Below are 26,139 nucleotides of genomic sequence, written 5' to 3' on the forward strand. Positions count from 1 at the left end.
TTATTGTTAAAAATGGGGGTGTGGGAGTGGAAATAACATATAAATCTTGCATTGCTGTACTCGGTGCTATCTTTTCTTACTTGTATAGTGGTCTGGATACACTTATAGAAATTTTAGTGGCATTTGTAATTATTGATTATATTTCAGGGTTTATAGCTGCCTGGGTTGAGGGGAAGTTGCGAAGCAGTGTAGGTTATATTGGAATTGCCAAAAAGATCATGATTTTCTTGATTGTTGCAGTAGCACATCTAACAGATCAGATTATAGGAGAAGGGCACTTGTTAAGGGATGCAACAATATTTTTATATTTAGCAAATGAGCTGTTATCAATTATCGAGAATGCAGGACGGATCGGATTACCGGTGCCGTCTATTTTATTGAATGCAGTTGAAATCTTTAAAAATAAGAATGAGAGGAGGTGAAAACGTGATAACTCCTAATATTATTGATCTTAGAGGGAAACTACCACAGCACAAAACAAAGAGATATAAAAAACGTAGATTAGAAGATATTCGTTCCATCGGGATTCATCATTCGCTAACCCTCACTGGAAGTGCTGAAGCTTTTGCAAGGTATCATGTTAATAATAACAACTGGCCAGGGATTGCCTACACTTACGTGATTGACCATGATGGAAAGATTTATAAGTGTTGGGATCACGATGTGATTACTTATCATGTTGGAAATTCTAACAAACATGCTTTAGGAATTTGCATGGTTGGCGACTTTAGAAAACAATTACCTACTAAAAAACAATATCAATCATCATTATGGTTAGTAGATTATTTAAAAAGGCAACTTCCAAATGTTACACAGATTAAAGGACATTCTGAGTATCCAGGATATAGTTGGAAGTCTTGTCCTGTAATTGATATGAACAAGTATAGGAGTGATGTAGAAATGAGTAATCAATCAAAAATAAAATTTAAAGATGTACCTGATAACTACTGGGCTATTTCTGATATAGAAAATATAGCTGAACAAGGGTTAATGATAGGTTTTGAAGATGATACTTTTAGACCCAAAGAGCCTATAACACGTGAGCAGTTGGCTGTTATTTTAACTAGAATACAAAATAAAAAGGAGGGGGAAATATGAATACATTTTTAGAAAGGATTAAACAACCACATATTTTATTTATGATTGCTGCCCTTATATATCAAGGACTAGAATATTTTGGTTATGGCATTAACCAAGAAACGTTTGAAATGTCTGTTGATCTGGTTACTTTTTTATTATTGGGTGTAACTGTTTATAAGAGTGATAAAAATAAATTGATATAAAAAACTAAATCCCCTCTAGCCTGTAATGAGTTGGAGGGGATTATATATCCCACACTACTTTAATATAAAGAACATAGTAGTAGAGGTTTGTTGAAAGAAGAGTCAACTCCATGCGACTAAAACTACAAGGGAGTTTTGTCTATAATCAGAGACATATAAGTTTTAGCCCTATATTTTTCTTTATTGTTTATAGTTTTCGTTTTTCTTCTTATTCTTAGCTGCTTTTCTTATTTCTTTTATAAAATCCTTCGCATCTTTATCTTTATAGTCTACAAGATATTTTTCAGATGTATTAGACTTGACTTTTCCATTTTTAACATACCATATACCATCATCAAAATTATAAGACCAGTACTGTCCGTCTGTAGTTCTTGTTAATATTAATATTACTTCATCATTTTTTTGGACATGTTTTGGTTTAGCGGTTTCATTAGAATTACCATGTTGTAAATATGTGATTGTTTTGTTCGGCTCGTTACCATAAATTACTTCGTCAACTTCTATTGTAGCAGGTGTGACCTCCATTTTTGAGGGAATTTTAGTGTCTACACCAGTATCTTTCTGGAAAGTTGCCTCTTCCTGTATTACTTTTCCCTTTACAATAAGATCAACATTCCAGAATTCTTCCGAAAGATTGTTTGTTATTGGAGCAGTAAGCGTATTATTATCTTCAACATGAGTGTCGTTATTTGAATTATAAACAAAACCTAAAGATACCCCTAAAACAATAGCAAGAGATACAGAAGATATCCAAATAATTGATTTTCTCAAATTAACCCTCTCCTTATCTATATTTGTAGTTAACTTCGCCTTCATCATAACTAGAAACGTCATAGCCGCCTTCCAAATTCGCTGTCATAATAGAGTCACTCTTCGCACTTATCAATGAAGTATGTTTTAAACCAATTATGTGTCCAATTTCATGAGCAATCAATGCTTCTCGTCTTGATTTCCAAAATGAAACGTTGCTATCATTCGTATAAACAGCCCCATAATTAATAAGCGAATTTGCACATTTATCTTCAGGATTGGTAAATACCGGGGTTGTTGTGCAAGGAGTAGTGCCAGAAAAACCCTGTGCCCATGCTTCTCCACTCCCCCAACCATTATCATTCCATTGCGATCTCGATACGGTGTAAAGATCAACTTTGGACGCAGTTCTTGAAACTTCAGAAATAATAACATTAGCTTTACTTGCGTTCCATTTATCGATACCTTCATCAAATACTGTACCATTGTAGTCAGAGCTTAAATATTCTGGACTTGCTTTAACATCTACTAGTCCATTTGTTTTATAAGCCCAAGAAAAAGAAAATGTAGAGGCGTTCACTACAGTGGTGAAAGACACTACAAAGGCTAAAATACTTGTTGTGACAACAAGTAATTGCTGGATTTTATTTTTCATTTTCATTCCTCCACGAACATTTCTGTTTTATTTATGAATGCTGGCCAGCAATCAATTCTCCATTATACACCATTTAATTGGACAGTCAATAGTATTATATGTAAATTAGCAAGCAGAATGATGCTGCCTGAACATAAAGAATTGATGAATCATTATCAAAAAGAAAGAAATAGAAAGACGAAGCCTGAACTTGCGGAAGAAGAAGTAAATATTATATCTCAACAGTTGTCAGATTCTATTCTGAGTAATTCACAAATTACAGTTGAGTTATTCAGAGCTTTTGGTCAGAATGCGTTTAAAACAGGGACAGTAACCAAATTTGATACCCAATTAAGACAAATAAAATTAGATTATGACGATGAATATGAGTGGATTAAGTTTGATGAGATTTTAGGTGTATCCTAATGCTTACTGATTTAGAACTAAAAGTGTTGAGGATATTATTTAATTATTCTGAGATGTATGGTTTGATGCCAACTTTTGAGGAGCTTGAAACTAAAACTGGGAGCGAAGAAAAAGAAATTAGAACTGCTTTAAACGGGCTTGTTAAAAAGAGGTATATAGAAAGTAAAGACGGAAACATTCAAAACATAAATATTCTAGTAGCGTGGGAACTACAACGATTTATTTAGATAAAAATAATCGCTTCTATGGATGTTTTTATTTTGACAATAAAAAAGAAGTACCTACCAACTCTTATGGTTAGTAAGTACCAAGAACAAATATAGAATGCGAAACAAAAGAAAATATAAAAAAATTAAAGAAAAAAATAAAAACTAATATAGATAATAGATTAGTTTTTATTTTTGGTCAAGTTTAATCCTCTTCAACAATATACTGTAATTCATTAATACTACATGCATTTTTATATTCTTTTACTAAATTTTCTTTCTCTGCTTCTGACAATGAGTAAATATGTATCTGGATTGTTCCTTCTTCAATATCTTCTAAATAAACATTTATACTTTTACCACAATTATCGAGGATAAGTTTATTTCCTTCATTCCTAGAAATTATATAATTACCTTCTAAACCTTCACCTTCTTTATCATGTCCTAATATATAGACTGCTGCACCATATGAAAAAACAGTTTTACTAAATACCTTCTGATTTTCAATAAAACTATCATTTGTTATCTGGATCTTTCCATCCATGCTAACCCTCCTTTATATTCTAGTTCTCGTTTGATTCGGTAAATGGTATTTCTAGAAACGTCAGTTTCTCGATAAATTTCCATTACACTTTCCTTTCTACTTAACATTTGAATGATCTTATCATAAATTAATTTATCTTTTCCTTTCCCATGACTATGATATTGAATATCTCTCCCTTTATATTTCCCTTTTTTCTTGGCGATTTCAATGCCTTCACGCTGACGATCTTTAATCATTTTACGCTCAAATTCAGCAGTTGCAGAAAAAATTAGTTGTTCAGTATAAACATGAATAACACGATCTACAGTATAATCATCTAACACATGAGGTTTTGGTTGAGCTTCTAATAGATTTGTATATTGATCTCTTGCAGCCATTAATTGACCGTCTATTAATTCTCCAATGAGGGGTAGATTACTGATAGGCTGCCAATTAGGTTCCATTTTTATATCTCCTTTCAATCTAGGTAATAAAAAAGCCATTGAAGGCTCCTAACAAAACCTCAAAGGCTTCTTCTATTATCAGTAACGGAATTAATTATAATTATACAACAAGAAGTCCATCCCCCTCAACCCGACCAAAGGCTCAACGGATGGACTTCTTGTTGTTCATGTCATGTATAATTATAGCTGAGTTATCTTAAATTTTCCAACTTTTTGCTCAAGTTTATGTAGCTTCATTTTATCGTTGAACGATGAAGTATCGGCCCTTCACTGTAAATCACTCTCTTTTCAAAATTACCCTCTTGGCTATATTTATATTGTAATAAACTTAGGGTAGTTCCCTTTGTTTGAAAGATAATAGCATTTTGATTTTGCCCTTCGTTCGCTATATAAAGTTCAGCCAGTCCTTGTACGTGATCTTCAAATAGAGTATAAAAATTCCCTTCGTCCTCAACAACTAACTGCCAGACTTGACTATCATCCCAAAGATATTGACCTTCATTTTCTGGATCAGGTTGTGGAGCTGGGGATATAGATAGCCTAATACGTTCTTTTTTTTCATCTCCATCAATATCCTCTTCAATATCTTCAACAGTCATAATATCTTCATAAGTTTTAACTTCACCTTTCTCGATTACCACTTTGGTATTATCTGTTGTTGCTTCAGTTGAACAGCCTGCAATTAAAACAAGAAGTAAAACTAAAATTGTTACTCTCTTAATATTAATCACTCCCTATTTCGTATTCTTTATTTCTATCAGCTATAAAATAACCTCCTTAATTACATTATTACATATTTATTCCAATATTCAAATTAACAAAAATTAAATTATTTTATTTTTTTAGTAAGTAAAAGGTATTTCTTCCCATTATATCGAAATAATTTATTGCTATAAAATTTCTGACAATATTGGAGGTAATTTATCATGCTAAAAATGACAAAAAAAACGGTTTCTTTTTCAGCATTTGTAGTTGTAATTTTTGCAATACTATTATTCCCATCAGATTCTTTTGCTGACACGAATTATGTCCCTTCTAAGTATAATGGGGTGAAAGTTTATCTTTCTCCTGCAAATCATAGTCCAGACAAAATTGGATGTGATAATTTTTCTGAGAGTAATAATGCCAGTGCAAATGCTCATGAAGCTGCTAAGGATTTAAAGGCTATGGGGTATATGGTTCGTGTTGGCAGTGGTAGTCCAGTGGCTAACGCCAATAGTTCAAATTCTTGGGGGGCAGATTACCATATTCCGATTCACTCTAATGCAACATCTTGGGATTGCGGAGGAAGTAACCCTTCAAGAGGTGGAACTTGGATAATGTATGATCAAGGTGATTCGGCCAGTTATAATTTTGCAACAAAGATTGAAGCTGTTATGGATGGTAGAAGTCCAGGAACTAATGATAAGGTTTTAACTGATACTGTTGCTTCAGGTTTCACTTATCATGAGTTTGGTGCTACATATGCAACTGATGCCTATATTGAAACGGCCTTCCATACTTATGGCCCTGATAAGGACTGGATGTTAAATCATTCGACTGTTGGTTATTATATATCTTTAGGAATTCATGATGGTATTGGTGCTCCAAATTGTAAATTTGATACTTGTATTGTTTTATCTTCTAAAAAAGCGAATGAATTAAATATAATGAAAGCTGTGGCTCCTATAGTAGAAAGAAAAGAAATCAGTTTTAATGTTAAAACACATGGTGAAAAATTCCGAGAGTTAGAAGATGACATTACTAATCTAATTAAGAATGAGGATTCAATTTTTTCTTCTATTTCAAAAAGAAAATTACTTAATGGTGTTTCTATAGACAAGGAAGGAACAGTTGTCATAGACTTCAAAAACTTTAATATGCCCTCACCTTCAACCTATCAAATGAAGCAAATCTATGATGACTTATATAGTATAATTTTTAATTACCCACAAGTAAAAGAAGTTTACGTGCAATTTGATGGTAGTTTTACCAAGTGGAGTGATTGGTTAGAAATTGTACAAGAACCAATAACAAGGAAATAAGAAAAACAGAGATAAGATAATTGATCGAATAAATGGCCTTAGTATAACTTATACTAGGGTCATTTCTCATTCATGTTTATTTGTATTTACATAGTATTTTATGAATTGTGTCAAAATAATAATAAAAGGAGGATTTAAGGTGAATAAATTAAGAAAAATCATTTTAGGAAGTGCTACAGCGCTAATAATACTTATTGTTTTTGCAACACCAAAAATTCAAATTAATTCAGAAGGAGTAAAAAAACCAGCAGATTATTATCCTAATTTAGTTAATCAATTTGATATACAAACAATATTAATATACATTGCTATTGTTAGTTTCATAACTGTTTTTCTTTTTGTATTATCAAAAGATAGATAAGTCTTGTGGTAAAGTAGATACGACTACTACTTTTCCATGGCTTTTTAAGCCAAAAACCACCCTTCGAGGTGGTTTTTTACTTTATTAAGCAATCTAAGTACAATATTGCGGATGGTGTCACGTTCGGTGGTACTACAAACCCCAAAATTGGTCAGCCCTACAGAAGTAAGTTTCCTAATAAAATCTAACTTCCGATATTTTAGGAAACTCGTGATATTATCTTAAGGAGGGAGGTGATTAAAATTAGACAACAAAATGTATTGAATAAAGAAGGAGATCCAGGTTGGTAAAAAGTTGCAAGAATATTTTAATACCGATTTTTTCGTACAACTCATGATACTATTGAAGAAAGTTGAAGATGGGTTAAAATGCAGAATGTAATAAAAAAATTTGGAGACCCAGAGAGATAAAGAATGTAGGAACGTCTGTTAGTATAATATTAAAATATGAGGTGATTAAAATTAGACTACATAATGTAAAAGAACTAGATGGAGGATGGCAAAAAGCATTAATGTTACTTGAAGCTGATCCGGGTTGGTAGGGTGTAGAACCTAGCTAGTATAAAATTTAGAGTATGAGGTGATTAAAATTAAACTGAATAAACTTAAAAATGAAATGGATGTAGGCTGGTAAAAATATAATGACTATACTCTGATTACCCCATTAGCATCAATAGGATATGATGCATAATGAATACAAGTGGGAGGTAATTAAAATTACCAAGGAGAATTTTTATAATGATTTTTATAATGAATTAAAAAAAATTGTAGAGTTGTATGCAAAGGGTGAAGATGTAATGGAGCTTATGCAAGAATTAAGAACTAAATATAATAATCCACCACCGTCACAGCCTGATGGTGGTATCGATCCAGGTTGGTAAAAGTATGAAAATCCCTACTGGTTAAGCTGGTAGGGATATTTTTATTTGCATGATATTTACCACATCTTATATAATGAGAACAAGAGTTCCACAAGAGGTGATTTTAATGCTAACTGACCTAGAAAGAAAGGATTACGTATCCTATATAACTTCACCCATTCAAAACGTAGAATGCCATCTATTCCTGAACTAGAAATTAAAACAGGTAAAGACGACAAAACAGTCCGTTCAGTATTAAACGGACTTGTTAAAGGTGGCTATATAGAGTGTAAGGACGGAAATACTCAAAATATAAAGATTATCTATACACGCGATTATGATTCTCCTTTTAAATGAGAAGAAACCACTGACCTTAAAAAGTCAGTGTTTTTTAGGGTTCACCTTAAATGAAACCATACCCATAAACAATTATATTATAATCAAATGTAATATTTTACAAATCCCAGAACTGATCTGCTCTAGCTGAAGGATCTACTTCACGTAGGGCTTTTATTATTTTTTGCATTGATTTAGCACCTGGCATATAGTCAGAATTTCCGCATGCATTGGATATTGTAGTTCTCCCTACCTTGCTTTTCGATACTAACCATTCTTGTTTAATCCCCCTTCGATCAAGGTATTTCCCTAGCTTCGATCTTGGCTTCCCCAAACCAAACATTTTATCTCACCTCAATCTATCTATATATTCTATTACTTCAAGCTTGGTCAAGTTTTCATTTTTTTAAACAATCTTTTTTAAAAAAATGAAATTAATTTTCAAAAAAGTGGAATAGTGGACAATCCTTTCCCCATAGGCTTTTAACACATGGATATTAACTACCTAATATAAAAGCTTAAATACAACCAGAAAATGAGTAATTTTTATTTTAATTTTTATTATCTATTTAATATCTAAAGAGGGGAGGAACTGAAAGTCATTTATTTCAACTAATAGGGACTTGAAAGGAGATAGAAAATTAGATGAAGAGGAAAATGGTTTATGAAAGAGCAAATTAATTTACAATCAGCATTGAACCCATTAAATCAGAATCATATGAGGTTATGGGAATGGTTGAACGAACAAACGAATAATAGATCAAGTTTTATAAGAGAAACTTTATTTATGAGAATGTCAGGAGCATTTATAACACACCAAGAAAAAGAAAAATCGAGTAAACATAATGATGTTGATGAAGTTTTACGGTTAGTCAAAATCTAAGGAGGTTTTAAAATGACGATTCAGTTTGTAAAAATGTTAATGGAGCTTCAAAAGAAAGGAACTCAAATTTTTCTCACTGATGAAGGTTACATTGTGTTTTTAAAAATCATTCAGGGTGAATTGGAAGAAGAACAACCTACAGAAGTAACTGGAAAGGTGGTTTAAATTATGTCAGCATCGTTAGCTCCTGTGTTTGCAATTGCTGGTACAGCTATTGTTTCCCATATTACGGGTGTTGTGCTTGAGGAGGTAGGAAAAGGGAAATATAAGATATTTCTTCAAATTGGAACTTATGTCATTTGCATGTATATCACTTTCGAGTTGTGGTGGGAAGCAGCTCGCTATATCGCAAGGACATTTGGGGTGTTGATATGAAACGTTCTTATATAGTAGTAAAAAAACAAACTGAGATACAATTTAAAGATGTGATTGCATGGGGAATGTTATTTACGGTGATAGGTTTAGGGATTTATGCTTGTGTTTTATTTAACTCAATTAGTGCTGATTTAGCAAAATTATTAGTAGGTAGTTTTAAATGATTTCAACAATGGTTGCATTAAAGATTATGGGGCTTGTAGCATCAAGCACAGGAATATTGGTCACATATCGTTCTATGCCTAGTCCTGCAATTAGATCCAAAATGATGAAAATATTTAAGCTCGGTGATTTAGCAGTAAAACATAAAACAAAAAATCGAGAAATCATTAATTATCCTAGTATTGTAGATGTTCGAGTTAAAGAAGATGTGAAACAGATTATTTTTAACCTTCCAGATGGTTTAAACCCTGAAAAAGTAGTAAAACATATATGGTTATTTAAACAAAAATTCGGCGAACATATCGAGCTACATTCTAAAAGTACAAAGATATTTATTTTATCTATATACCAGGAGTCAATTAAACCATTCAATTATGAATACAAAGATATAGAAAAAAAGATTAAGAAGGCTGTATTACCTATTGTGGTAGGTCAGTCTAGGAGTGGCTTAGAGGTATATGATATGTTGGAATATCCTCATTTACTCATTGCAGGGGAGACAGGATCAGGGAAAAGTACACAAGTGAGGTCTGTATTATCTACTTTAATTCAGTATTGTGATACTGATAAATTAAAACTTTACCTTGCGGATCTGAAACGTTCGGAATTTCATTTATTTAGAGGTATTGTGAATGAGGTTGTGTATGATTCAAACGCATTATATAAAGTCCTAGTAAAACTAAAAAAAGAAATGAAAAAAAGAGGGGATTTATTAAATCAGAACGAGGTCGCACACGTTAGTGATTTAATTAATCCACCTCCATATATTATCTTATGCATTGATGAGGTCGCTTTATTAAAAAAAGAAAATGAAATTATGGAAATTATAGAAGAAATCTCTGCAATAGGCAGAGCGTTAGGAGTGTTCTTAATCCTTTCTATGCAAAGACCAGATAGTGATGTATTAGATGGAAAACTAAAAAATAACCTAACAGTTAGAATGGCTTTTCGTCATTCGGATGAAATCAATAGTCGTATTACAATCGGAACAGGAGAAGCAGCTTATATAAAACAAAGTGAAAAAGGTTTAATGTATTTAAAAAAAGATGGATTACAAAAGGTTCAAGCTCCTTATTTAGATTTGAAAGATGCTAAAAAGTTGTTACAACCATTTCAAAACCTTAAAGAAGTTGAAGTTACTGTGACCAATGATATAGAGCAACACCAAGTATTTGGGGTGTTAGAGCCATGACGAATAGGGATAAAAGTATTATTTCAAATTTAGAACGATTCAGGGTAATGAGCCGTGATGATTTGATTGTGCTTCATTTTAAACATTTAAAGGACCCAGTAACACAATGTAACAGAACCATGAAAAGATTAAAACGTGATGGTTATATAGATGTAAACAAAGAGTATAGGAAATTCATTTATTTTCCCAGTAAAGGAATTAAGAAGAACAGTACTAAAATACCTCATTTTTTAGCGATAGTGAATTTTTATACTGAGATCATTAAATATGAAGAACCAAAGGAATTTATTGTTGAACCGAAGTATGGAAAAGAGTACATGGAACCTGATGTTTTTATGATTTGGAAAGGTACACCGTTTTATATAGAGATTCAACGAAATGTTTATTCTAAAAAAATAATGTCCGCAAAAATAAATCGTTATGAAAAGTATTTCTATAGTGAAGTATGGGAAAAGGAAAGATGGCAACCTGATGGGGAGAAGAAAGTATTCCCTATTATATGGTTGATTTCAGATCATAAATATAATCTTGAAACAACATTTAAAGTTATCCAAACTAAAAATGTAAATGGAATATTTCAATCTTAATTATGATCCTAGATATGATCCTTTCCTTATGATCATAGTACAAGTAAAAACATATAAAAATATGAATATTTGATTTTGTTTTAAAGAATCTAACTCTATGGAATAGGGTTAGATTCTTTTGTATGTTTGGATGAGGGGAATGAATTTGGATAACAAGCTTGTCCTAGAAATGAACAACCATGAATGATAAAATATAACTATTGCGAGGCAAAATAAAGCTAAAGGTGATTATTTATGAGAGCTGCTATGTACATAAGGGTTAGTACAGAAGAACAAGCAAAAGAAGGATATTCAATAGAAGCTCAAAAAGAATTGTGCTTACGTTGGATCAATGAAAAAGGGTATGACTTTGTTGAGAGTTATATAGACGATGGTTATTCTGCAAAAAATTTAAAGAGACCTGATGTCTCAAAGATGCTTGAGGATGTCAAAAATAAAAAAATTGATATTCTTGTTTTTTGGAGAATGAATCGTTTAACTAGATCATTGAAAGATAAACTATTTTTATTTGAGACTTTTGAAAAATACCAAGTCAACCTAAAATCTTTAACAGAAGAAATTGATACAACAACAGCAGCAGGAAGAATGGTTACTAATTTACTTGTTTCTGTTTCGCAAGGGGAAAGAGAACAAATTTCAGAAAATGTCCATAGCACAATGATGGAGTTAGCGTTAAAGGGAAAAAGGAATGGCGGACCTATTCCTTATGGTTATAAAGATGAAGATGGAAAACTTATCATTAATGATGATGAAGCTAAGATAGTAAGAAGGATCTATGATTTATATCAACAAAACAAAGGTATCCGTTTTATCTGCAAGTTGTTTAATCAAGAAGGAGTATATAAAAATGGGAATATCTGGGCTGATCAAACTATTTACTATATACTAACTAACCCTGTTTACTGTGGTAAAATTCGATGGAATAACCGTAATTTCAACGGTAAGCCGACTGGTAATGAAGTTATTGTTGATGCCGAACATGAACCGATAATAAGTGAAGAAGAGTTTAACAAAGTTCAGCTAATGAGAGAAGCAAGAAAACAAAAAGGTAAGGTTGTAACATCTACTTTCCCATTTACAGGCATTTTAAAATGCGGAAGATGTGGACATGGTATGATCGGAGGATCGAGGAGAGTTAAAAATGGTAGAAAAAGGTATTATAAATGTGTCGGTCGTTTTAACTATGGATTATGTGATATGCCTATAATTGCAGAAGAAAGTTTTACTTCTACATTTTTAAACAGTCTTACTATGAATGAGAAAGAGTTAACCTTTTTAATTGATATAAAAAAATCCATCAAATCAGAAAATACAGAAGAAAACGATTTGAAACGAGAATTAGAACAAATTAAAAAAAGAAAAAAGAAATGGCAAATAGCATATGCAAATGATGTGATTTCTCTTGATGAATTAAAGCAACATACAAATGATGATAGAGGGAGGGAAGAAGTCATACTTGCTAAATTAAAGATTGCTCCAAGTAAATATGAAGAAAGCCCTTGGACAAAACAACAAATGGTCCAAGAGCTAATTAAAATTAAAGAAGTATGGAACGAAATAGATGATACAAACAGAAAATTATTTATTAATGAACTGTTTGACTATATTACTATTGATACAAACGTGACTAAAGCAATTGGTGGACCTGGTAAATTTGTACCTGTTACGATTAAAGAATGGGAATTTAAACACTAATCAAAATCGTATCTTTGTATCTTCCATGGATCACCATACATGTGATATCCGTTTCTTTCCCAAAATCCTGGTTTATCTTTTTCCATAAATTCAATACCGCGCAACCATTTTGCACTTTTCCAAAAATATAAATGAGGGACAACCATACGTAGTGGATATCCATGTTCAGGAGTTAAACGCTCCCCGTTGTGAATTAGACCTAAAAATGAAGTATCAGATAAGAAGTCTTTAATGGGTAAATTCGTATTCCAACCATGTTCACCATGTAACATAACGAATTTAGCAGAATCTTTGAGTTTGATTAACTTCATGATTTCACTTACAGGGATTCCTTCCCATACGTTATCTAGTTTGGACCAAGTTGTGACACAATGAATGTCATTTTTATATTCTTTACGTGGCAAGTTCATGACTTCCATATAAGATAGTGTGACTTCTTGCTCAACCTCTCCCGTTATTTTCAAGTCCCATTTACTCATATCATTATAATAGGGTACGGTTCCATGATGAAGAACTGGGAATCCTTCTGTTAAGGTTTGTCCAGGTGGGACTCTATTCTCTACATTTTTATGATCAGACATAATAAACGCCTCCTTACTGTATTTTTTATGAATACTGTTTTAAATTTTTGTAGAAATTTATTTTGAGAATTGCTCCATTAATAAATGTGTTTCTAAAACTTGTTCAGCTCGTACTGTACACGATTCAGGGTTATGTAACGACTCTAAGAAATGATTTACGATACCAACGAATCCGCGTCTGTATAAAACTGTATCCCAGCTGCCAAAAGGTTTTACTTGCTCCCCCGATTTTAAATCATGAAAAGTAGCTATTTCCATGTTGCTTACTTTGACGGACCTACCTCCACCGTAGAGCTCTAAACTTTCCAAATCAGCCCCTGATTGACGGTTCATAGAGAAAAAGCCAGAGGATGACCCGAATATTAAATGACCTGATGCATTTAAAAGTTGATCCTTTTTATTTATATTTCGAGTATATGAGGATACTTCCTTTATACCTGATCCTAACCATAACAACAAATCTACAATGTGAATGAGATCATCATATACTGTATGTCGAGCGTTGAAGTTTTGCAATTGTGTACGTTGTTTTTGTACGATACAAGTATCAAATCCACCGATTTCATCCATCCATTTTTTTGCTTCGATATATTTTGGGGCGAATCTTCTATTGAGACCTACACAAAGAAGAAGTTGTTTTTGCTCAGCGAGTTTAACTAATTCAATGGATTCTTTGATGTCATTAGATAGGGGTTTATCAACATAAACATGCAAATTCTGGTTTAGACATTTTTTTATAATTTGGTAGTGACTATTTGTTGCACTATGGATAAAAACAGCATCGAGATTTTGAAAAAGAAGTTCATTTACATTTGTATATCCCTTTTTAATATTATATTTATTACAAAGTTGTTTTACTTTTGTTTTATTTCTACTCATGATCCCGTCAATTGTAATTCTCTCGTCATGAATAAGGAGAGGAAGATATACTTTTTGTGCAATGTCTCCTAATCCGATGATCCCCACTTTTATACGTTTCATAATGTAGTTCTATTCTCCTCACCATAAAAACATCTATTTGTACATGGTTTTATTTTACCACTATTACGTTCCCTTTCTCAATTTTAAAGGTTACTAATATATGTAATACAAATTTTAGCATTCTACTTAACAAACCAACCTAAGCTTTAACCAAGCTTTAGGTTGGTTTGTTGTCTTTATTTGTTTTAATTAACAAAAAAGATTTTAACCTAGAAAGAAATCTACTCTGTTCAACTACTTCGTAAGGTCTCATCATTTCATAGTCTTCATGTTCTAAGATATGACAATGGAATACATACTGCCCTGTATAGGGTTCAAATCTGGTTATGATTCTTAAAATTTCCCCAGGATTTGAATTCACCGTGTCTTTCCACCCAGTTTCATTTACTGCTGGAGGTCTTTTTTCACTCGTCAATTTAATTTGCCCTGTTTCCAAAAAAAGATCCTGATCATATGATTGTCTATCTAATATTTGTACATTGACTAGATGGAGATGTATCGGATGGACGCTTACGGATGAATTGATAAAGGTCCAAATTTCAGTATCGCCTAATTTTGGCTTTTCTGTCGTTGGTTCATCCCATCGCTGATTATTTATGAGTACAATTCTTCTGCCCATATCATCTAATGACCTTACTAAGGTTAAAACCCTGTTTATTTTAGCATCTTCTTCCTTAAGATATTCAACATTTCTTAATTTAGCAGGTACTTGGCTCACATCTTTACCCATAAGAGGCAATGTCACTCGAAATTGCATAATTTGTCCTGTAGTATCTATTGAAATTTCTCCTTCTCTAGGATATTCTTCTGGGGCTAAATTTAACAAAACGATTTTATTAACTTGACTGTCTGCAAAATCTATAATTACGTCTGCACGCTCTGCAGGGCCTAAAAGGATTTCGTTCATAATCACTGGTTTTTCTAAAAATCCTCCATCATTTCCAATTTGAATAAAGGGTTGACCATTATCAAGTTTTAAAATGTAGTAACGGGAATTGGAGCCATTTAACATACGAAAGCGGTATCTTCTGGGCTCTACATCTAAATATGGCCATACTTTCCCATTTACAACAATTGTATCTCCAAAAAATTTAGGTGTAGGTTCAAATGCATCAGCTGGTTGTTCAGGATAATATAAAGAACCATCTGGATTAAAAGTGCGGTCTTGAATCATTAGTGGGACTTCATATTTTCCTTTAGGAAGAGATAGGGAAAGCTCATTTTTGTCACGAACAAGATAAAAGCCTGCTAACCCAGCATAAATGTTTAGTCTAGTAATACCAATTGTATGGTCATGATACCAAAGGGTAGTCGCTTCATGTAAATTAGAATATTGATAGACTTCCCGAGTGAATGCAGGTCCTACTTGTTTAAATCCATTTGTAAACCATGCATCGGGATACCCATCACTGTCCGCTTCAGTGATCCCTCCGTGCACATGAACCACCGTTCTAACTTCAGGTGTGTCTCCTTCTGCTCCATGAATGGTTTTATCTACTTTAAAAAGGTGTTTAGGGGGCAATTCATTCATCCACTTTATTTGAATCTTTTCAAATTGTTTCACTTCAATGGTTGGACCTGGATATTGTCCTTCAAATCCCCAAACTAGTGTATCTGGTAAAGAACTGTGCATTTTAGTGTAAAATTGATTCATTTTCATTTCATAATAGTTGATGTCCCCTTTTTTATACAGGGGTTTTACAGTAGGGAGTAAAGGTAATTTATCAATGTATTTAATAAGGTTCATTGAAACACCTCACATTTTAGTTTTAGAGTTATAGAAAATGTTCTTTATAACAGTTTATTATAGGTATTTAGAAGTCATACATTAATTAGAAAAACGCTTGACTTAGCATAGAAACTAGAATAGATTAATATTATGATGGAATATCCCGCATTTTTGGTAAAATAGACTTATTTATTTCATGAAAAGAATAATATATTAAATGATTTTAAACCTCTAATGGTAAGCTCCATTACATAATTCTATGAAATCTTAATCTACTAAATTTGTTTGTTATCCTACCACGTTATTTATTTATATTTATAATAAATAAAAAATTTATAATCTATAGGAGGAGAAAAAAGTTGGAATTAAAAAGAAAAATAGGTAAGAAATCATTATTAGTACTGTTAACGTTAACATTGATATTCTCAATGTTTAGTTCAGCATTTGCTGCAGACTCATCAGATATTGATGGACACTGGGCAGAAAAACAATTACAGCAATGGATCGATAATGGTTTATTAAACGGTTACGGTGAAGGTGTGTATAAACCAAACCAAACATTAACAAGATCTGAAGCAGCTGCTTTTGTAAACAGAGCTTTTGAACATGAAGAGACGACAGAAGTGAATTTCCCTGATGTAGAACCTTCAGACTGGTTCTATAGTGATGTATCTAAAGCTTTATCTGCAGGTTTTATGACTGGTTATGTAGATGGAACTTTTAAACCTGATCAAAACATAACTCGTCAAGAGTTAGCAGTGATGATTTTTAGATTACTAGATTTAGAAGTGAAACCTGAAGCAGTAGATTCTTTTGATGATGTTGCTGACATTGGTGAATGGGCTAAAGGTGAGATCGGTGCACTAGTAGATTTAGGTATCGTAGCAGGATATAACAATAAAATTCAACCAGAAGGTCTAACAACTCGTGCTGAAGCTATTGTAATGATCCAACGTGCTACAGAGTATTTGTATACATATCATGAAGCAGGTACTTATGGCCCAGAGGAAGGTATGGATACTATTTTTAGTAATGTAACAGTTACAACTTCTGGAGTAACATTACAAAACTTAGTAATCGAAGGTGACCTCCGATTAGCTGAAGGAATTGGTGAAGGAGACGTTTATTTAAACAATGTGACTGTTAAAGGTACAACCATCATTCTTGGTGGTGGAGAAAATAGTATCCACTTAACAGATACTGTATTAGTAACATTGATTGTAGATAAGGAAAATGGAAAAGTACGTATTGTTGCTAAAGGTAAAACTGATGTAAAAGAAGTAACATTAAACTCTGGAGCAAAATTAGAAGAGTCTGATATTGATGGAGCAGGTTTTGCTGATGTTATTCTTTCTACTGAAATTGCGAAAGATGCTAATGTTGAATTAGTAGGGGAATTTGAAACAGTAGATGTATTTTCAGCTACAGTAAGTATTGAAATCCCTGAAGGTGCTGTTGAAAACTTAAACGTTGATAAAACAGCAGAGGGTATTACATTAGACCTAGGTAAAAATGCTACCATCGAGGAACTTGTGCTTGATGCTATTACAGAAGTATCTGGTGAAGGTAAAATTGAGTCAGTTGAAGGTGAACAAGCTGATGAATCTGATGTTGATTTAGATCAACCTTCTGGTGGTTCTGGCTCTGGTGAAGGGTCAACTCCAGCTAAAAGTAAAGCAGTGATTAATAATGCTTATGTGCAAGTGATTGATCCTGAAAAAACTATAAAACGTTCAGGCTCATCTATTGGTTTTATTTTACAAGATAATCCTGATCCACTGGATGATTTAGATGATTCAGATAAACTTACAACATTTATGTTGGAATTAGACGGTGCTGAATCTCTTACATTAACAAAAGATGGGGAAACGGAAACTATAAACTTTTATGATGGGGTTTTAACTTTACCAGTTTCATTATTGTTGGGGGATAGAGACTCTGATAAAGACGGTGTTAGAGTAGATACAATTAAAGAGTGGCCATTAAATTATCCATCTCCTTTTGATAAATTAACTACAGTTGCATCTATAGAGTATACTAATGGTAGTTCTTCAGGTAATTTTAATTTAGAACTTACTTTAGGATCAACATTAAATTTTGAAAGTGGTATAGAATTTGATAGTGTATCCTTAGGTTTTGGCGAAACTTTCACAGCTATAAAATCCGATAATTCTTATACCTTTGATATTAATAATTCTTATAATGATCATAAAGTTTTAACTTTTATTATTGAAGCAGATAATGCTAAAAAAGTTAATGTTACACTCCCGGTAATAGATTCTTTTAAACAATATTATTTTAATGCCGATGGAATTATTGCTATATCTGTGCCAGAGTTGTTAGGTATAGATGACTCAGATAGCGATGGTGTGAAAGTTGGTATCATTAAAGATCAAATTGATTCAATTACTGGAAATATTTATGATAATTCAAATGTTTCTAAATCTGTTACTTTAGTAATTAATTAAGAATACAAATATATCTAAGGACCCTAGTCAGTGGTTTAGACTGGGGTCTTTTTCAATAGTATAATTAATAATAGATTGTCTTTTATTCCTAAGAAATAAGGTGAAAGCATGACAAACAATGTTAAATTTTATCCTCTAGGAGAAAAAGCTATAGTAGTTAAATTCAGCTCTGAAGTAAATGAAAATACATATGAATTAGTAAGGAATTTTTCTAAATCCTTAGAACAAAACCCCATCACTGGAACAATAGAAATTGTGCCTACCTTTACTACAGTAACGATTTATTATGATCCACAAACTGTTATAAAGACAACTCAAGCAGAACTTAAGAGTTCTAATCAATTAAATCAATCTGCTTATAAAACTATACTTGCTATTATGCAAGATAGAATCTCTAAAATGAAAAAAAATAGGGCCGATATAGAATATAGAACTATAAAAATTCCAGTATGTTACGAAGGAGAGTTCGCTCCAGACCTTAAATTCGTAGCAAAGTATAATCAACTCAGTAAAGAGGAAGTTATTCAAAATCATATAGAAGGAGAATATTTAGTATATATGTTAGGGTTTGCCCCGGGATTTCCTTATATGGGAGGAATGTCTACTAAAATATCCACACCAAGAAGGAATCAACCTAGGGCGTTGGTTTCTGCAGGAAGTGTTGGTATAGCGGGCGAACAAACAGGAATTTATTCATTGGATTCTCCTGGTGGTTGGCAAATTATTGGTAGAACACCTTTGAAATTATTTCAACCTGAACAGGAAAGTCCTACTTTGTTGCAAGCAGGAGATCGTATTCGGTTTTATTCTATCTCCACAGAGGAGTATACTGTACTTGAGGAGAAGCAGATATGACCTTAAAAATATTAAAACCAGGAATGCTTACAACCATTCAAGATTTAGGAAGAGTTGGGTATCAGAAATATGGAGTGGTTGCAAGTGGAGTAATGGATTCTTATGCAGCACGTTTAGCCAATTTGTTAATTGGTAATGATGAAAATGCTGCTGTTATGGATATGACAATGATTGGGCCTTCTATAGAGTTTCAAGAGGATACACTCATTTCCATTTGTGGAGGAGATCTAGCTGCAGTGATTGATGATGAAAGAGTCCCATTGTGGCGTCCTTTAATTATAAAATCAGGTAGCCGTCTTCGGTTTGGTAATGCTAAATCAGGATGCAGAGCTTATCTATCCGTAGTAGGTGGAATATCTGTGTCAGAAGTTATGGAGAGCAGCAGTACAGATTTAAGAGCAGCTATTGGCGGGTATAAGGGACGTAAAATCAAATCGGGTGATGAGATTTCAATCCATCAACCTGATCCAATTAGGGGTACTAGAATAAAGTCCCTATTACAAAACATTACTACTAAATCTTTTATTCCTCTACCTTGGTATGTAAGTGAAAATAGTTTGCCAGCTTATCAATCTCGGGTAGTCATTAGAGTCATGAAAGGAAGAGAGTTCGAGTTATTCCAAGATGAAAGTATAACTTCTCTATTGAGTAATACATTTACTATCCATCCTCAATCAGACCGAATGGCTTACAGATTAAACGGCTCGCAAATTCAACTAAAGTCTGAACTAAATATGATTTCAGAAACGGTTACGATGGGAACGATTCAAGTACCACCAGATGGATTTCTTCGTATTTTATTAGCAGATCGACAAACGACAGGTGGTTATCCTAGAATTGCACAAGTGGCCACAGTAGACCTTCCATTAATTGCTCAATTAAAACCAGGAGACTCTTTAATATTTCAAGAGATTACTTTAGAAGAAGCAGAAACTCTCTATTTACAGCAAGAAAAAGACATTCATATTTTAAAGCAAATGATTAGTGAACGTTGGAAAAGGGGGGAGTGAAATGTTTTCTATAGATATGAACTGTGATTTAGGAGAAAGCTTTGGTATATATTCTATAGGAATGGATGAAGAAGTATTAAAATTTGTGACCTCAGCAAATATAGCTTGTGGATTCCATGCCGGTGACCCAAGGACAATGCGAAAAACTGTTCAATTATGCGTGCAAAATAAAGTGGCAATTGGGGCTCATCCTGGGTTACAAGATTTACAAGGCTTTGGTCGTAGAAACATAGATATTACACCAGAAGAAGCCTATGAACTTGTATTATATCAGATGGGTGCCTTAAGAGCATTTGTAAAAGCAGAGGGCGGGAGATTACATCATGTTAAACCACATGGTGCCTTATACAATATCGCTGCTAAAAATAGACCATTAGCAGATGCTATTGCAAAAGCCATTTATGATTTTGACAATCAGTTAGTTTTGTATGGTTTATCTGGAAGTGAATTAGTCAAAGCAGGTGAGCAGATCGGGTTACATTGCGCAAATGAGGTGTTTGTTGATCGAACCTATCAAGATGATGGCACATTAACACCACGAAATGAAAAAAATGCACTTATTGAAGATGTTAATGAAGCAACGGTACAAGTATTATCAATGATTCAACAACAAAAAGTAAAAACCGTACTTGGGAAAGAAATAGGAATACATGTTGATACCATATGTGTTCATGGGGATGGATTGAAAGCACTGACTTTTGTTAAAATGATAAGAAAGAAATTACAAGACGAAGGTATACATATTAAATCAATAAAATAGTAGCGAATATTTCGATATGTAAGAAGTATGCGAATTCAGAATGGAGAAAAAAAGATGATTTCATTTATTAAATGGGCTTTTATATTTATAGTTTTATATTTGATTTTTAAGATTGTTAAAAGTGCTATAAAAATAAAGCGAGTTTTTAATGGAGGTATAGGTTCGAGGCAAATTGATAAATGTCCGGCATGTGAACAAATCATACAACTACCTAAAGGTGAAAGTGATGACCTGATCTGTCCAAAATGTAATTCAAAATTAGGACGGACAAGGGATGGGAAGTTACTTATTAAAGTTAACTAGATTTATGTAAATGAAAGACAATACGTGACTATGAAAGGGGTTGAATAGGTACGAGTAACCTATATGCTTTTCTGTCTTAAGTGTTTATTCAATGTAATAAAACTTAAAACAGAAAGAGGGAAATGAAATGATATACGAGTTAAAACCAAAAGATTATGTAAAGATGAAGCCACTTTTAAAAGGATTACCAAAAAATCCAGTCATTAATGGAGTAATAGATAGAAACAATCTAGGGAGAATTTTTGTTGATCATAAGTATTCTCCGACTACTGCTTTAATATGGGCAAAAATGGAAATATTTAATTTAATAGGAGATAGTGAAAACCCTATTTTTAATTCTCAAATAGAGGATTTTATGATACATAGTATAAAACCAGAAGCACTTGCAATTGGTGACGATTGCTTGAATTTAGAATTGTATCCCTTTCAGACTTGGAATACAAATTTAAAAAACATTTTTAAAAACCAGCTAATGAAAGGGGAGAGAGTTCCTTTTAAATTTGAAAAGAATCGTTTTTCCTCAATGGACGTTAAAGCTATACCAGATGGATATCGTATTTTTAAAATTGACCCAAGTGTAATTAATTTAGACAAAGAGAACGTTATTTTGAATGAGATTAAGAAATTTTGGGAGTCAATAGATACATTTTATAATACGGGATTTGGATATTGTGTACTAAAAGAAGATGAAGTGATTGGTACATGTATTTCAGCTTTTGTGAGTAATAATGAGTACGAAATTGGAATCAACACCTATAAACCAGAACATAGGGGTAAAGGACTTGCTACAGCTATGGCTAGTTTGTTTATTGAAGAATGTCTAAATAAAGGTGGGATTCCTCATTGGACGACTGAGCATTTTCGTATAGACTCCATCGCCATCGCGAATAAGCTAGGATTTAAGCAACTACCCAATTATCCAATGTATTTCCTTCCCTTTAAGGATTTAGTTTAAAAGAGGTTATTTTTAAAAATCAGCACATAATTTTAGTAATTAAACCCAATCATATTGTACACTATATACACTTTTATGATTGGGTGTGAAATGAGAAAAGAACAATTTTACTTAAATGAAGGGGTGTTTCATGTGAGGATACAACCAACATTAGATGATCTCTTAGAGAAAGTAACTATAGAAAATCGACATGATGAAATAGATTTAGGATCAGAAGGGAATGAATTAATTTAATAGAAACATCTAAAGGTGGCAGTCTAGGTTTATGTTATTTCAATCTTCAACGCATATGCAAATGATGTACAATAAACTCCCGGAATTCTACTAATTTTCCATCAGAATCAAACATCGCTTGTGCCTGAACTTTACTTCCTCCACCCTTGCCATCAAAATGCTTTAAATGCTCTTTAAAGAGAGCTCCACAATCTAAAGAAAATTCTCCACTTTGTGCAAGTAATAATCGTTTTTCACTTTTAGAACTAAATACCGCAATACATTTAGTTTGAGAAATTATCATTTTTGTAATGAGTTGTAAATCCTTCATATGGTATTCATCAAAGGATTGAACAATCAAATGATCATTTTTTTCTTTGATCAGTTGTGTTGCTAATGAAGAAAATAACTTCTCTTTTGTTTCATTTAGTTGTTTTTGGAGTTGTTTTTGATCGACTTCTATTTGCTCAAGTCTTGCTAACAGCGTATCTCGATTTGCATTTAATTTAGCTCCTGCAGACATTAAAACTTGATGTGTTGCATTATAATCCCCTAACGCTCTTATCCCACACTTAAAATAAAGGCGAATTCCACCTTTGTGTTTTTCTGTTTTTAATATTTTCAAGATTCCAATTTGTCCCGTTGATTCTACATGTGTTCCACAGCAGGCAGATGTATCGATACCATCTATTTCTACAATTCGGATATCTTCATCTACCTGTGGTGTTTTTCGTAATGGAAGTTTTGAAAGATCATCTTTTCCAACTGTATAGGTTTTAACCGGTCTATTTTCATAAATGTATAAATTCGTTTGATGTTCGATATGATCTAGTTGTTCTTTAGATAAATGCTGTACATCCAAGTCAATGGTTACGGTATCTACTCCAAGATGGAAACTGACGGTATGTGCATCATACAATTCAATACATGCAGCTGATAAAAGGTGTTGTCCTGTATGGTGCTGCATATGTTCAAAACGGCGTTGCCAATCAATTTCACATATTAAAAGATCTTCTTCAGGTAATTCATCAACTGTATGATAAATGACTCCGTCTTTCTCCTGGACTTCTAATATGTGAATTCCATTGATTGTTCCTGTATCAGCAGGTTGTCCTCCCCCTTCAGGGTAAAAAGCAGTTTCTTCTAACTGTATGATGTATTGATTGTTTAATTCTGTTACCTCTTTTATATTTGTTTCCCACGTTTTTATAAATGGATTAGAGTAATAAAGTTTATTTGACATCCTGAACTCCTATTCACTATAGATTTAATTGAACTTATAAACATAATGCTATTTTACAGTAGATGTGAGTATTAAGTCTAAGATTTGTATGAATCATTTATTGAAATCACTTTCATTTAAGGGTTGCATCTCTGTGTTTTTTTGTACGCCAAACATGAAGAAATCCTCAGTCTAAAGTTGTAGTTTTATTCATCCTATTACCCGATGTGATAAATACAATCATAAAGTAAGATTTTTATATACGTTATCTACTAGGGGGAACTCATAATGAAACAAAACAATACATTACCGATTATGGCTGGTTTATTAGGAGCTATTATTGTAGGGTTAAGTTTTTTATTTTTAAAAAATATAGTAAGCGAAGCTTCAGCACTATCTATATTATCCTACCGTTTTACAATCGCTTTTATGGCGATGACGATTTTCATTTTATTCAAGATAATAAAAGTCAACTTTAGGAACAAACCTGTACTACCGCTGATTTTGTTTTCACTCATTCAACCTGTGCTTGCCTTTTCTTTTCAAACGTATGGCATGAAGTATGCTACATCAAGTGAAGCAGGTATTATCACTTCCTTGCTTCCGATTTTTGTTATGGTATTTGCTTCATTATTTTTAAAAGAAAGTACGTCGCTGATTCAAAAAGGATCTATTTTACTTTCAGCAGGTGGTGTAATATATATTGGTTTCATGAGTGGTGTAGAAGGGGAATCAAACCTCATTGGATTCATTCTTATTCTTTTATCTGTTATATCGATGGCATTTTATTCTATTCTTGCTCGCAAATACTCAAAGCAATTTTCTCCTTTAGAGTTGACTTTTGCCATGATGGGTATAGGTATGGTCATGTTTAATTTTATTTTGTTTGTGTCTCCAGATAAAGCAGATTTTTCTTTAATTTTAGAGCCATACTTTATGTTATCTATTTTGTATTTAGGGGTTTTTGCATCTGTGATCTCTTCATTTTTAACAAATTATATGATTGCAAAAATAGGAGCATCTCAATCAGGTGTCTTTGTAAATCTTTCAACAATAGTAAGTATTATCGCAGGGGTTTTCATATTAAACGAAGCTTTTTACTCGTATCATCTGATTGGTACAATGTTAATTATTATTGGGGTTATAGGAGCTAATATGAAACATGCTAACAATAAATCATTTTCTAACAAAAGTAATAACGTAATCCGTGGTATTATTATAAAAAATGAATGATCTAGATAATTCGTATAGTCACTTAAAATGAACTTCTTGTTAAATGTATTGTATTTTAATCTAAATATGGGTTATGGAGCGGTTGATATGAATAAACAAAAAACACCAGATTGGGTTTTTCAATATTTAAAAAAGTTGCATTTAACAATACCAGAATCTGCTTCATATGAGTTTTTGGAACTGTTTTGTAAGAGGCATCTTTCAATGTTACCTTTTGAAAATGTAAGTAAATTACTTGATTTTTCTGATTGTAAAACAAATCAGTATTACGTTCCCCCAGTAGAAAAATATGTAGAGAATTTATTCAATGATTTTGGAGGAACTTGCATGGTATTAAATCCTTATGCTCAAAAATTGTTATCTTGTATAGGTTATGATTGTGATCTAGTACTGTTGGGTTCAGGTCATACCGCTATTTTAGTGAAATTACCTGAATTTCCATCTGAACGATTATTTATGGATTTTGGTGGGGCTGCGCCAATTTTTAGACCAGTGAGATTTGAAAATAGAAAAAATTCTTCAACTTATGGACCAGATGAAATTCAAATACTTCCAGATGAAGAACAAGAAGGTTATTATCGTTTTACTAGATATCGTAACGGCAACTTTGTAAATAATTCTTGGATTTTTAATCCAGATACCGTTTGTTCTGCTCAAGATCTTAATAAGGTTATAAAAAACTCTTTTAAAAAGGATGCTTTTTTTATGTCGAAACTTCGTGTAGATCTATTTCAAATAAAAAAAGGGAGAACATTATCTCTAAATAATAATAAACTTACCATTAGAACTTTAGATTTAAGAGAGAATGAAATAAAGTTGAGCAATATAGAGGAAATAGAAAGTGTAATCCATAAAGAATTTTCTTTGCACAAGCTTCCTGTGAGAAGAGCTATAAAAGTGTTAAATGAATTAGATATAGATATTTTTCAAGAGAATTAATGATCCAAGGAATGCTACACTAATATGAGATATTTCAAGTTATTTCTTACACTCTTATCATTATTTTACTTCTGTTGACTTTTACTGAAAGATATGTTACTTTGTAAAAGTTGTTGCTTTAAACCTCAGA

General features: G+C 32.5%; 32 protein-coding genes. 22 read left to right on the top strand and 10 right to left on the bottom strand.

What is annotated here, in order from left to right; all coding sequences use genetic code 11:
- The 3 genes from ERL59_RS03740 to ERL59_RS03750 form a co-directional block, all read left to right on the top strand.
- On the top strand, positions 1-422 hold a 422-nt coding region (locus tag ERL59_RS03740; protein ID WP_235929779.1), incomplete at its 5' end, for a phage holin family protein.
- 4 nt (positions 423-426) lie between these two features.
- Positions 427-1,098, top strand: a complete 672-nt coding sequence (locus tag ERL59_RS03745; RefSeq protein ID WP_328699897.1) for an N-acetylmuramoyl-L-alanine amidase — start codon at positions 427-429, stop codon at positions 1,096-1,098.
- Complete coding sequence (locus tag ERL59_RS03750) at positions 1,095-1,283, top strand: hypothetical protein (protein WP_160644668.1); 189 nt, start codon at positions 1,095-1,097, stop codon at positions 1,281-1,283. Before ERL59_RS03745 ends, ERL59_RS03750 begins: the two co-directional genes overlap by 4 nt.
- Positions 1,284-1,463: 180 nt before the next feature.
- Here the strand turns inward: ERL59_RS03750 and ERL59_RS03755 are convergent, their stop codons facing one another.
- Entirely contained in the window at positions 1,464-2,117 is a 654-nt protein-coding gene (locus ERL59_RS03755; RefSeq protein WP_160644670.1) for a hypothetical protein, read from the bottom strand.
- Complete coding sequence (locus tag ERL59_RS03760) at positions 2,068-2,688, bottom strand: zinc metalloprotease (RefSeq protein WP_160644672.1); 621 nt, start codon at positions 2,686-2,688, stop codon at positions 2,068-2,070. The genes ERL59_RS03755 and ERL59_RS03760 overlap by 50 nt, the downstream gene beginning before the upstream one ends.
- 120 nt (positions 2,689-2,808) lie before the next feature.
- Between ERL59_RS03760 and ERL59_RS03765 the strand changes: the two genes are divergently transcribed.
- Together ERL59_RS03765 and ERL59_RS03770 are read left to right on the top strand one after the other, a co-directional pair.
- Positions 2,809-3,093, top strand: a complete 285-nt coding sequence (locus ERL59_RS03765; protein ID WP_160644674.1) for a YolD-like family protein — start codon at positions 2,809-2,811, stop codon at positions 3,091-3,093.
- Complete coding sequence (locus ERL59_RS03770; RefSeq protein ID WP_160644676.1) at positions 3,093-3,320, top strand: helix-turn-helix domain-containing protein; 228 nt, start codon at positions 3,093-3,095, stop codon at positions 3,318-3,320. Before ERL59_RS03765 ends, ERL59_RS03770 begins: the two co-directional genes overlap by 1 nt.
- A 184-nt stretch (positions 3,321-3,504) precedes the next feature.
- Here the strand turns inward: ERL59_RS03770 and ERL59_RS03775 are convergent, their stop codons facing one another.
- From ERL59_RS03775 to ERL59_RS03785, 3 genes are all read right to left on the bottom strand, one after another.
- Positions 3,505-3,843 carry a hypothetical protein gene (locus ERL59_RS03775; protein WP_160644678.1) on the bottom strand — a complete coding sequence of 113 codons (339 nt, stop codon included), beginning with the start codon at positions 3,841-3,843 and terminating at the stop codon, positions 3,505-3,507.
- Positions 3,822-4,325 (bottom strand): helix-turn-helix domain-containing protein, encoded by a 504-nt coding sequence (locus ERL59_RS03780; protein ID WP_235929780.1) that lies wholly within the window; start codon positions 4,323-4,325, stop codon positions 3,822-3,824. Before ERL59_RS03780 ends, ERL59_RS03775 begins: the two co-directional genes overlap by 22 nt.
- Before the next feature lie 194 nt (positions 4,326-4,519).
- The gene (locus ERL59_RS03785) at positions 4,520-5,017 is read right to left on the bottom strand and encodes a hypothetical protein (protein WP_160644680.1); all 498 of its coding nucleotides are present in this window, start codon (positions 5,015-5,017) and stop codon (positions 4,520-4,522) included.
- 195 nt (positions 5,018-5,212) lie between these two features.
- Here ERL59_RS03785 and ERL59_RS03790 point away from each other — a divergent pair, with 195 nt between their 5' ends.
- From ERL59_RS03790 to ERL59_RS03800, 3 genes are all read left to right on the top strand, one after another.
- Entirely contained in the window at positions 5,213-6,310 is a 1,098-nt protein-coding gene (locus tag ERL59_RS03790) for an N-acetylmuramoyl-L-alanine amidase (RefSeq protein WP_160644682.1), read from the top strand.
- Between the two features lie 139 nt (positions 6,311-6,449).
- Positions 6,450-6,671 (top strand): hypothetical protein, encoded by a 222-nt coding sequence (locus ERL59_RS03795; protein WP_160644684.1) that lies wholly within the window; start codon positions 6,450-6,452, stop codon positions 6,669-6,671.
- A 682-nt stretch (positions 6,672-7,353) separates the two neighbouring features.
- A complete protein-coding gene (locus ERL59_RS03800; protein ID WP_160644686.1) occupies positions 7,354-7,551 on the top strand; it encodes a hypothetical protein in 198 nt (65 codons plus the stop codon).
- Positions 7,552-7,984: 433 nt separating this feature from the next.
- Here ERL59_RS03800 and ERL59_RS03805 read toward each other — a convergent pair whose 3' ends face one another.
- Positions 7,985-8,209, bottom strand: a complete 225-nt coding sequence (locus ERL59_RS03805) for an XRE family transcriptional regulator (protein ID WP_160644688.1) — start codon at positions 8,207-8,209, stop codon at positions 7,985-7,987.
- A 321-nt stretch (positions 8,210-8,530) separates the two neighbouring features.
- Here ERL59_RS03805 and ERL59_RS03810 point away from each other — a divergent pair, with 321 nt between their 5' ends.
- From ERL59_RS03810 to ERL59_RS03840, 7 genes are all read left to right on the top strand, one after another.
- Entirely contained in the window at positions 8,531-8,749 is a 219-nt protein-coding gene (locus ERL59_RS03810) for a hypothetical protein (protein WP_160644690.1), read from the top strand.
- Positions 8,750-8,761: 12 nt separating this feature from the next.
- Positions 8,762-8,914, top strand: coding sequence for a hypothetical protein (locus ERL59_RS03815; protein WP_160644693.1), 153 nt, complete (start codon positions 8,762-8,764; stop codon positions 8,912-8,914).
- A gap of 3 nt (positions 8,915-8,917) precedes the next feature.
- Positions 8,918-9,124, top strand: coding sequence for a hypothetical protein (locus ERL59_RS03820; protein WP_160644694.1), 207 nt, complete (start codon positions 8,918-8,920; stop codon positions 9,122-9,124).
- Positions 9,121-9,288, top strand: coding sequence for a hypothetical protein (locus tag ERL59_RS03825; RefSeq protein ID WP_160644696.1), 168 nt, complete (start codon positions 9,121-9,123; stop codon positions 9,286-9,288). Before ERL59_RS03820 ends, ERL59_RS03825 begins: the two co-directional genes overlap by 4 nt.
- Positions 9,285-10,478, top strand: coding sequence for an FtsK/SpoIIIE domain-containing protein (locus tag ERL59_RS03830; RefSeq protein ID WP_160644698.1), 1,194 nt, complete (start codon positions 9,285-9,287; stop codon positions 10,476-10,478). The genes ERL59_RS03825 and ERL59_RS03830 overlap by 4 nt, the downstream gene beginning before the upstream one ends.
- Positions 10,475-11,065, top strand: a complete 591-nt coding sequence (locus tag ERL59_RS03835) for a replication-relaxation family protein (protein ID WP_160644700.1) — start codon at positions 10,475-10,477, stop codon at positions 11,063-11,065. Before ERL59_RS03830 ends, ERL59_RS03835 begins: the two co-directional genes overlap by 4 nt.
- Before the next feature lie 234 nt (positions 11,066-11,299).
- Positions 11,300-12,760, top strand: coding sequence for a recombinase family protein (locus ERL59_RS03840; RefSeq protein ID WP_160644702.1), 1,461 nt, complete (start codon positions 11,300-11,302; stop codon positions 12,758-12,760).
- Here ERL59_RS03840 and ERL59_RS03845 read toward each other — a convergent pair.
- The 3 genes from ERL59_RS03845 to ERL59_RS03855 form a co-directional block, all read right to left on the bottom strand.
- Positions 12,757-13,341 (bottom strand): sulfite oxidase-like oxidoreductase, encoded by a 585-nt coding sequence (locus ERL59_RS03845; protein ID WP_201763472.1) that lies wholly within the window; start codon positions 13,339-13,341, stop codon positions 12,757-12,759. The genes ERL59_RS03840 and ERL59_RS03845 overlap by 4 nt on opposite strands.
- 57 nt (positions 13,342-13,398) lie before the next feature.
- Entirely contained in the window at positions 13,399-14,322 is a 924-nt protein-coding gene (locus ERL59_RS03850; RefSeq protein ID WP_160644704.1) for a Gfo/Idh/MocA family protein, read from the bottom strand.
- A 157-nt stretch (positions 14,323-14,479) separates the two neighbouring features.
- Positions 14,480-16,069, bottom strand: coding sequence for a multicopper oxidase family protein (locus ERL59_RS03855; protein WP_160644706.1), 1,590 nt, complete (start codon positions 16,067-16,069; stop codon positions 14,480-14,482).
- Positions 16,070-16,410: 341 nt separating this feature from the next.
- Between ERL59_RS03855 and ERL59_RS03860 the strand changes: the two genes are divergently transcribed.
- From ERL59_RS03860 to ERL59_RS03880, 5 genes are all read left to right on the top strand, one after another.
- Entirely contained in the window at positions 16,411-18,519 is a 2,109-nt protein-coding gene (locus ERL59_RS03860; protein WP_160644709.1) for an S-layer homology domain-containing protein, read from the top strand.
- A gap of 108 nt (positions 18,520-18,627) precedes the next feature.
- Entirely contained in the window at positions 18,628-19,374 is a 747-nt protein-coding gene (gene pxpB / locus ERL59_RS03865; RefSeq protein WP_160644711.1) for a 5-oxoprolinase subunit PxpB, read from the top strand.
- Positions 19,371-20,384: a 5-oxoprolinase subunit C family protein gene (locus ERL59_RS03870; RefSeq protein ID WP_160644713.1), complete on the top strand. Its 1,014-nt coding sequence runs from the start codon at positions 19,371-19,373 to the stop codon at positions 20,382-20,384. Before pxpB ends, ERL59_RS03870 begins: the two co-directional genes overlap by 4 nt.
- A 1-nt stretch (position 20,385) precedes the next feature.
- A complete protein-coding gene (locus ERL59_RS03875; protein WP_160644716.1) occupies positions 20,386-21,144 on the top strand; it encodes a LamB/YcsF family protein in 759 nt (252 codons plus the stop codon).
- Positions 21,145-21,574: 430 nt separating this feature from the next.
- On the top strand, positions 21,575-22,402 hold the full coding sequence (locus ERL59_RS03880; protein WP_160644718.1) for a GNAT family N-acetyltransferase: 828 nt from the start codon (positions 21,575-21,577) through the stop codon (positions 22,400-22,402).
- Between the two features lie 280 nt (positions 22,403-22,682).
- On the opposite strand, the gene ERL59_RS03890 is transcribed toward ERL59_RS03880, so the two are convergent.
- Positions 22,683-23,858 carry an alanyl-tRNA editing protein gene (locus ERL59_RS03890; RefSeq protein ID WP_160644720.1) on the bottom strand — a complete coding sequence of 392 codons (1,176 nt, stop codon included), beginning with the start codon at positions 23,856-23,858 and terminating at the stop codon, positions 22,683-22,685.
- A 267-nt stretch (positions 23,859-24,125) separates the two neighbouring features.
- Between ERL59_RS03890 and ERL59_RS03895 the strand changes: the two genes are divergently transcribed.
- Both ERL59_RS03895 and ERL59_RS03900 read left to right on the top strand, forming a co-directional pair.
- Positions 24,126-25,070 carry a DMT family transporter gene (locus ERL59_RS03895; protein ID WP_160644722.1) on the top strand — a complete coding sequence of 315 codons (945 nt, stop codon included), beginning with the start codon at positions 24,126-24,128 and terminating at the stop codon, positions 25,068-25,070.
- Positions 25,071-25,157: 87 nt separating this feature from the next.
- Positions 25,158-26,009 carry an arylamine N-acetyltransferase gene (locus ERL59_RS03900; RefSeq protein ID WP_160644724.1) on the top strand — a complete coding sequence of 284 codons (852 nt, stop codon included), beginning with the start codon at positions 25,158-25,160 and terminating at the stop codon, positions 26,007-26,009.
- Positions 26,010-26,139 lie beyond the last annotated feature (130 nt).

This window comes from Chengkuizengella marina (assembly GCF_009910845.1).
Taxonomy (GTDB): Bacteria; Bacillota; Bacilli; order Paenibacillales; family KCTC-33759; genus Chengkuizengella; species Chengkuizengella marina.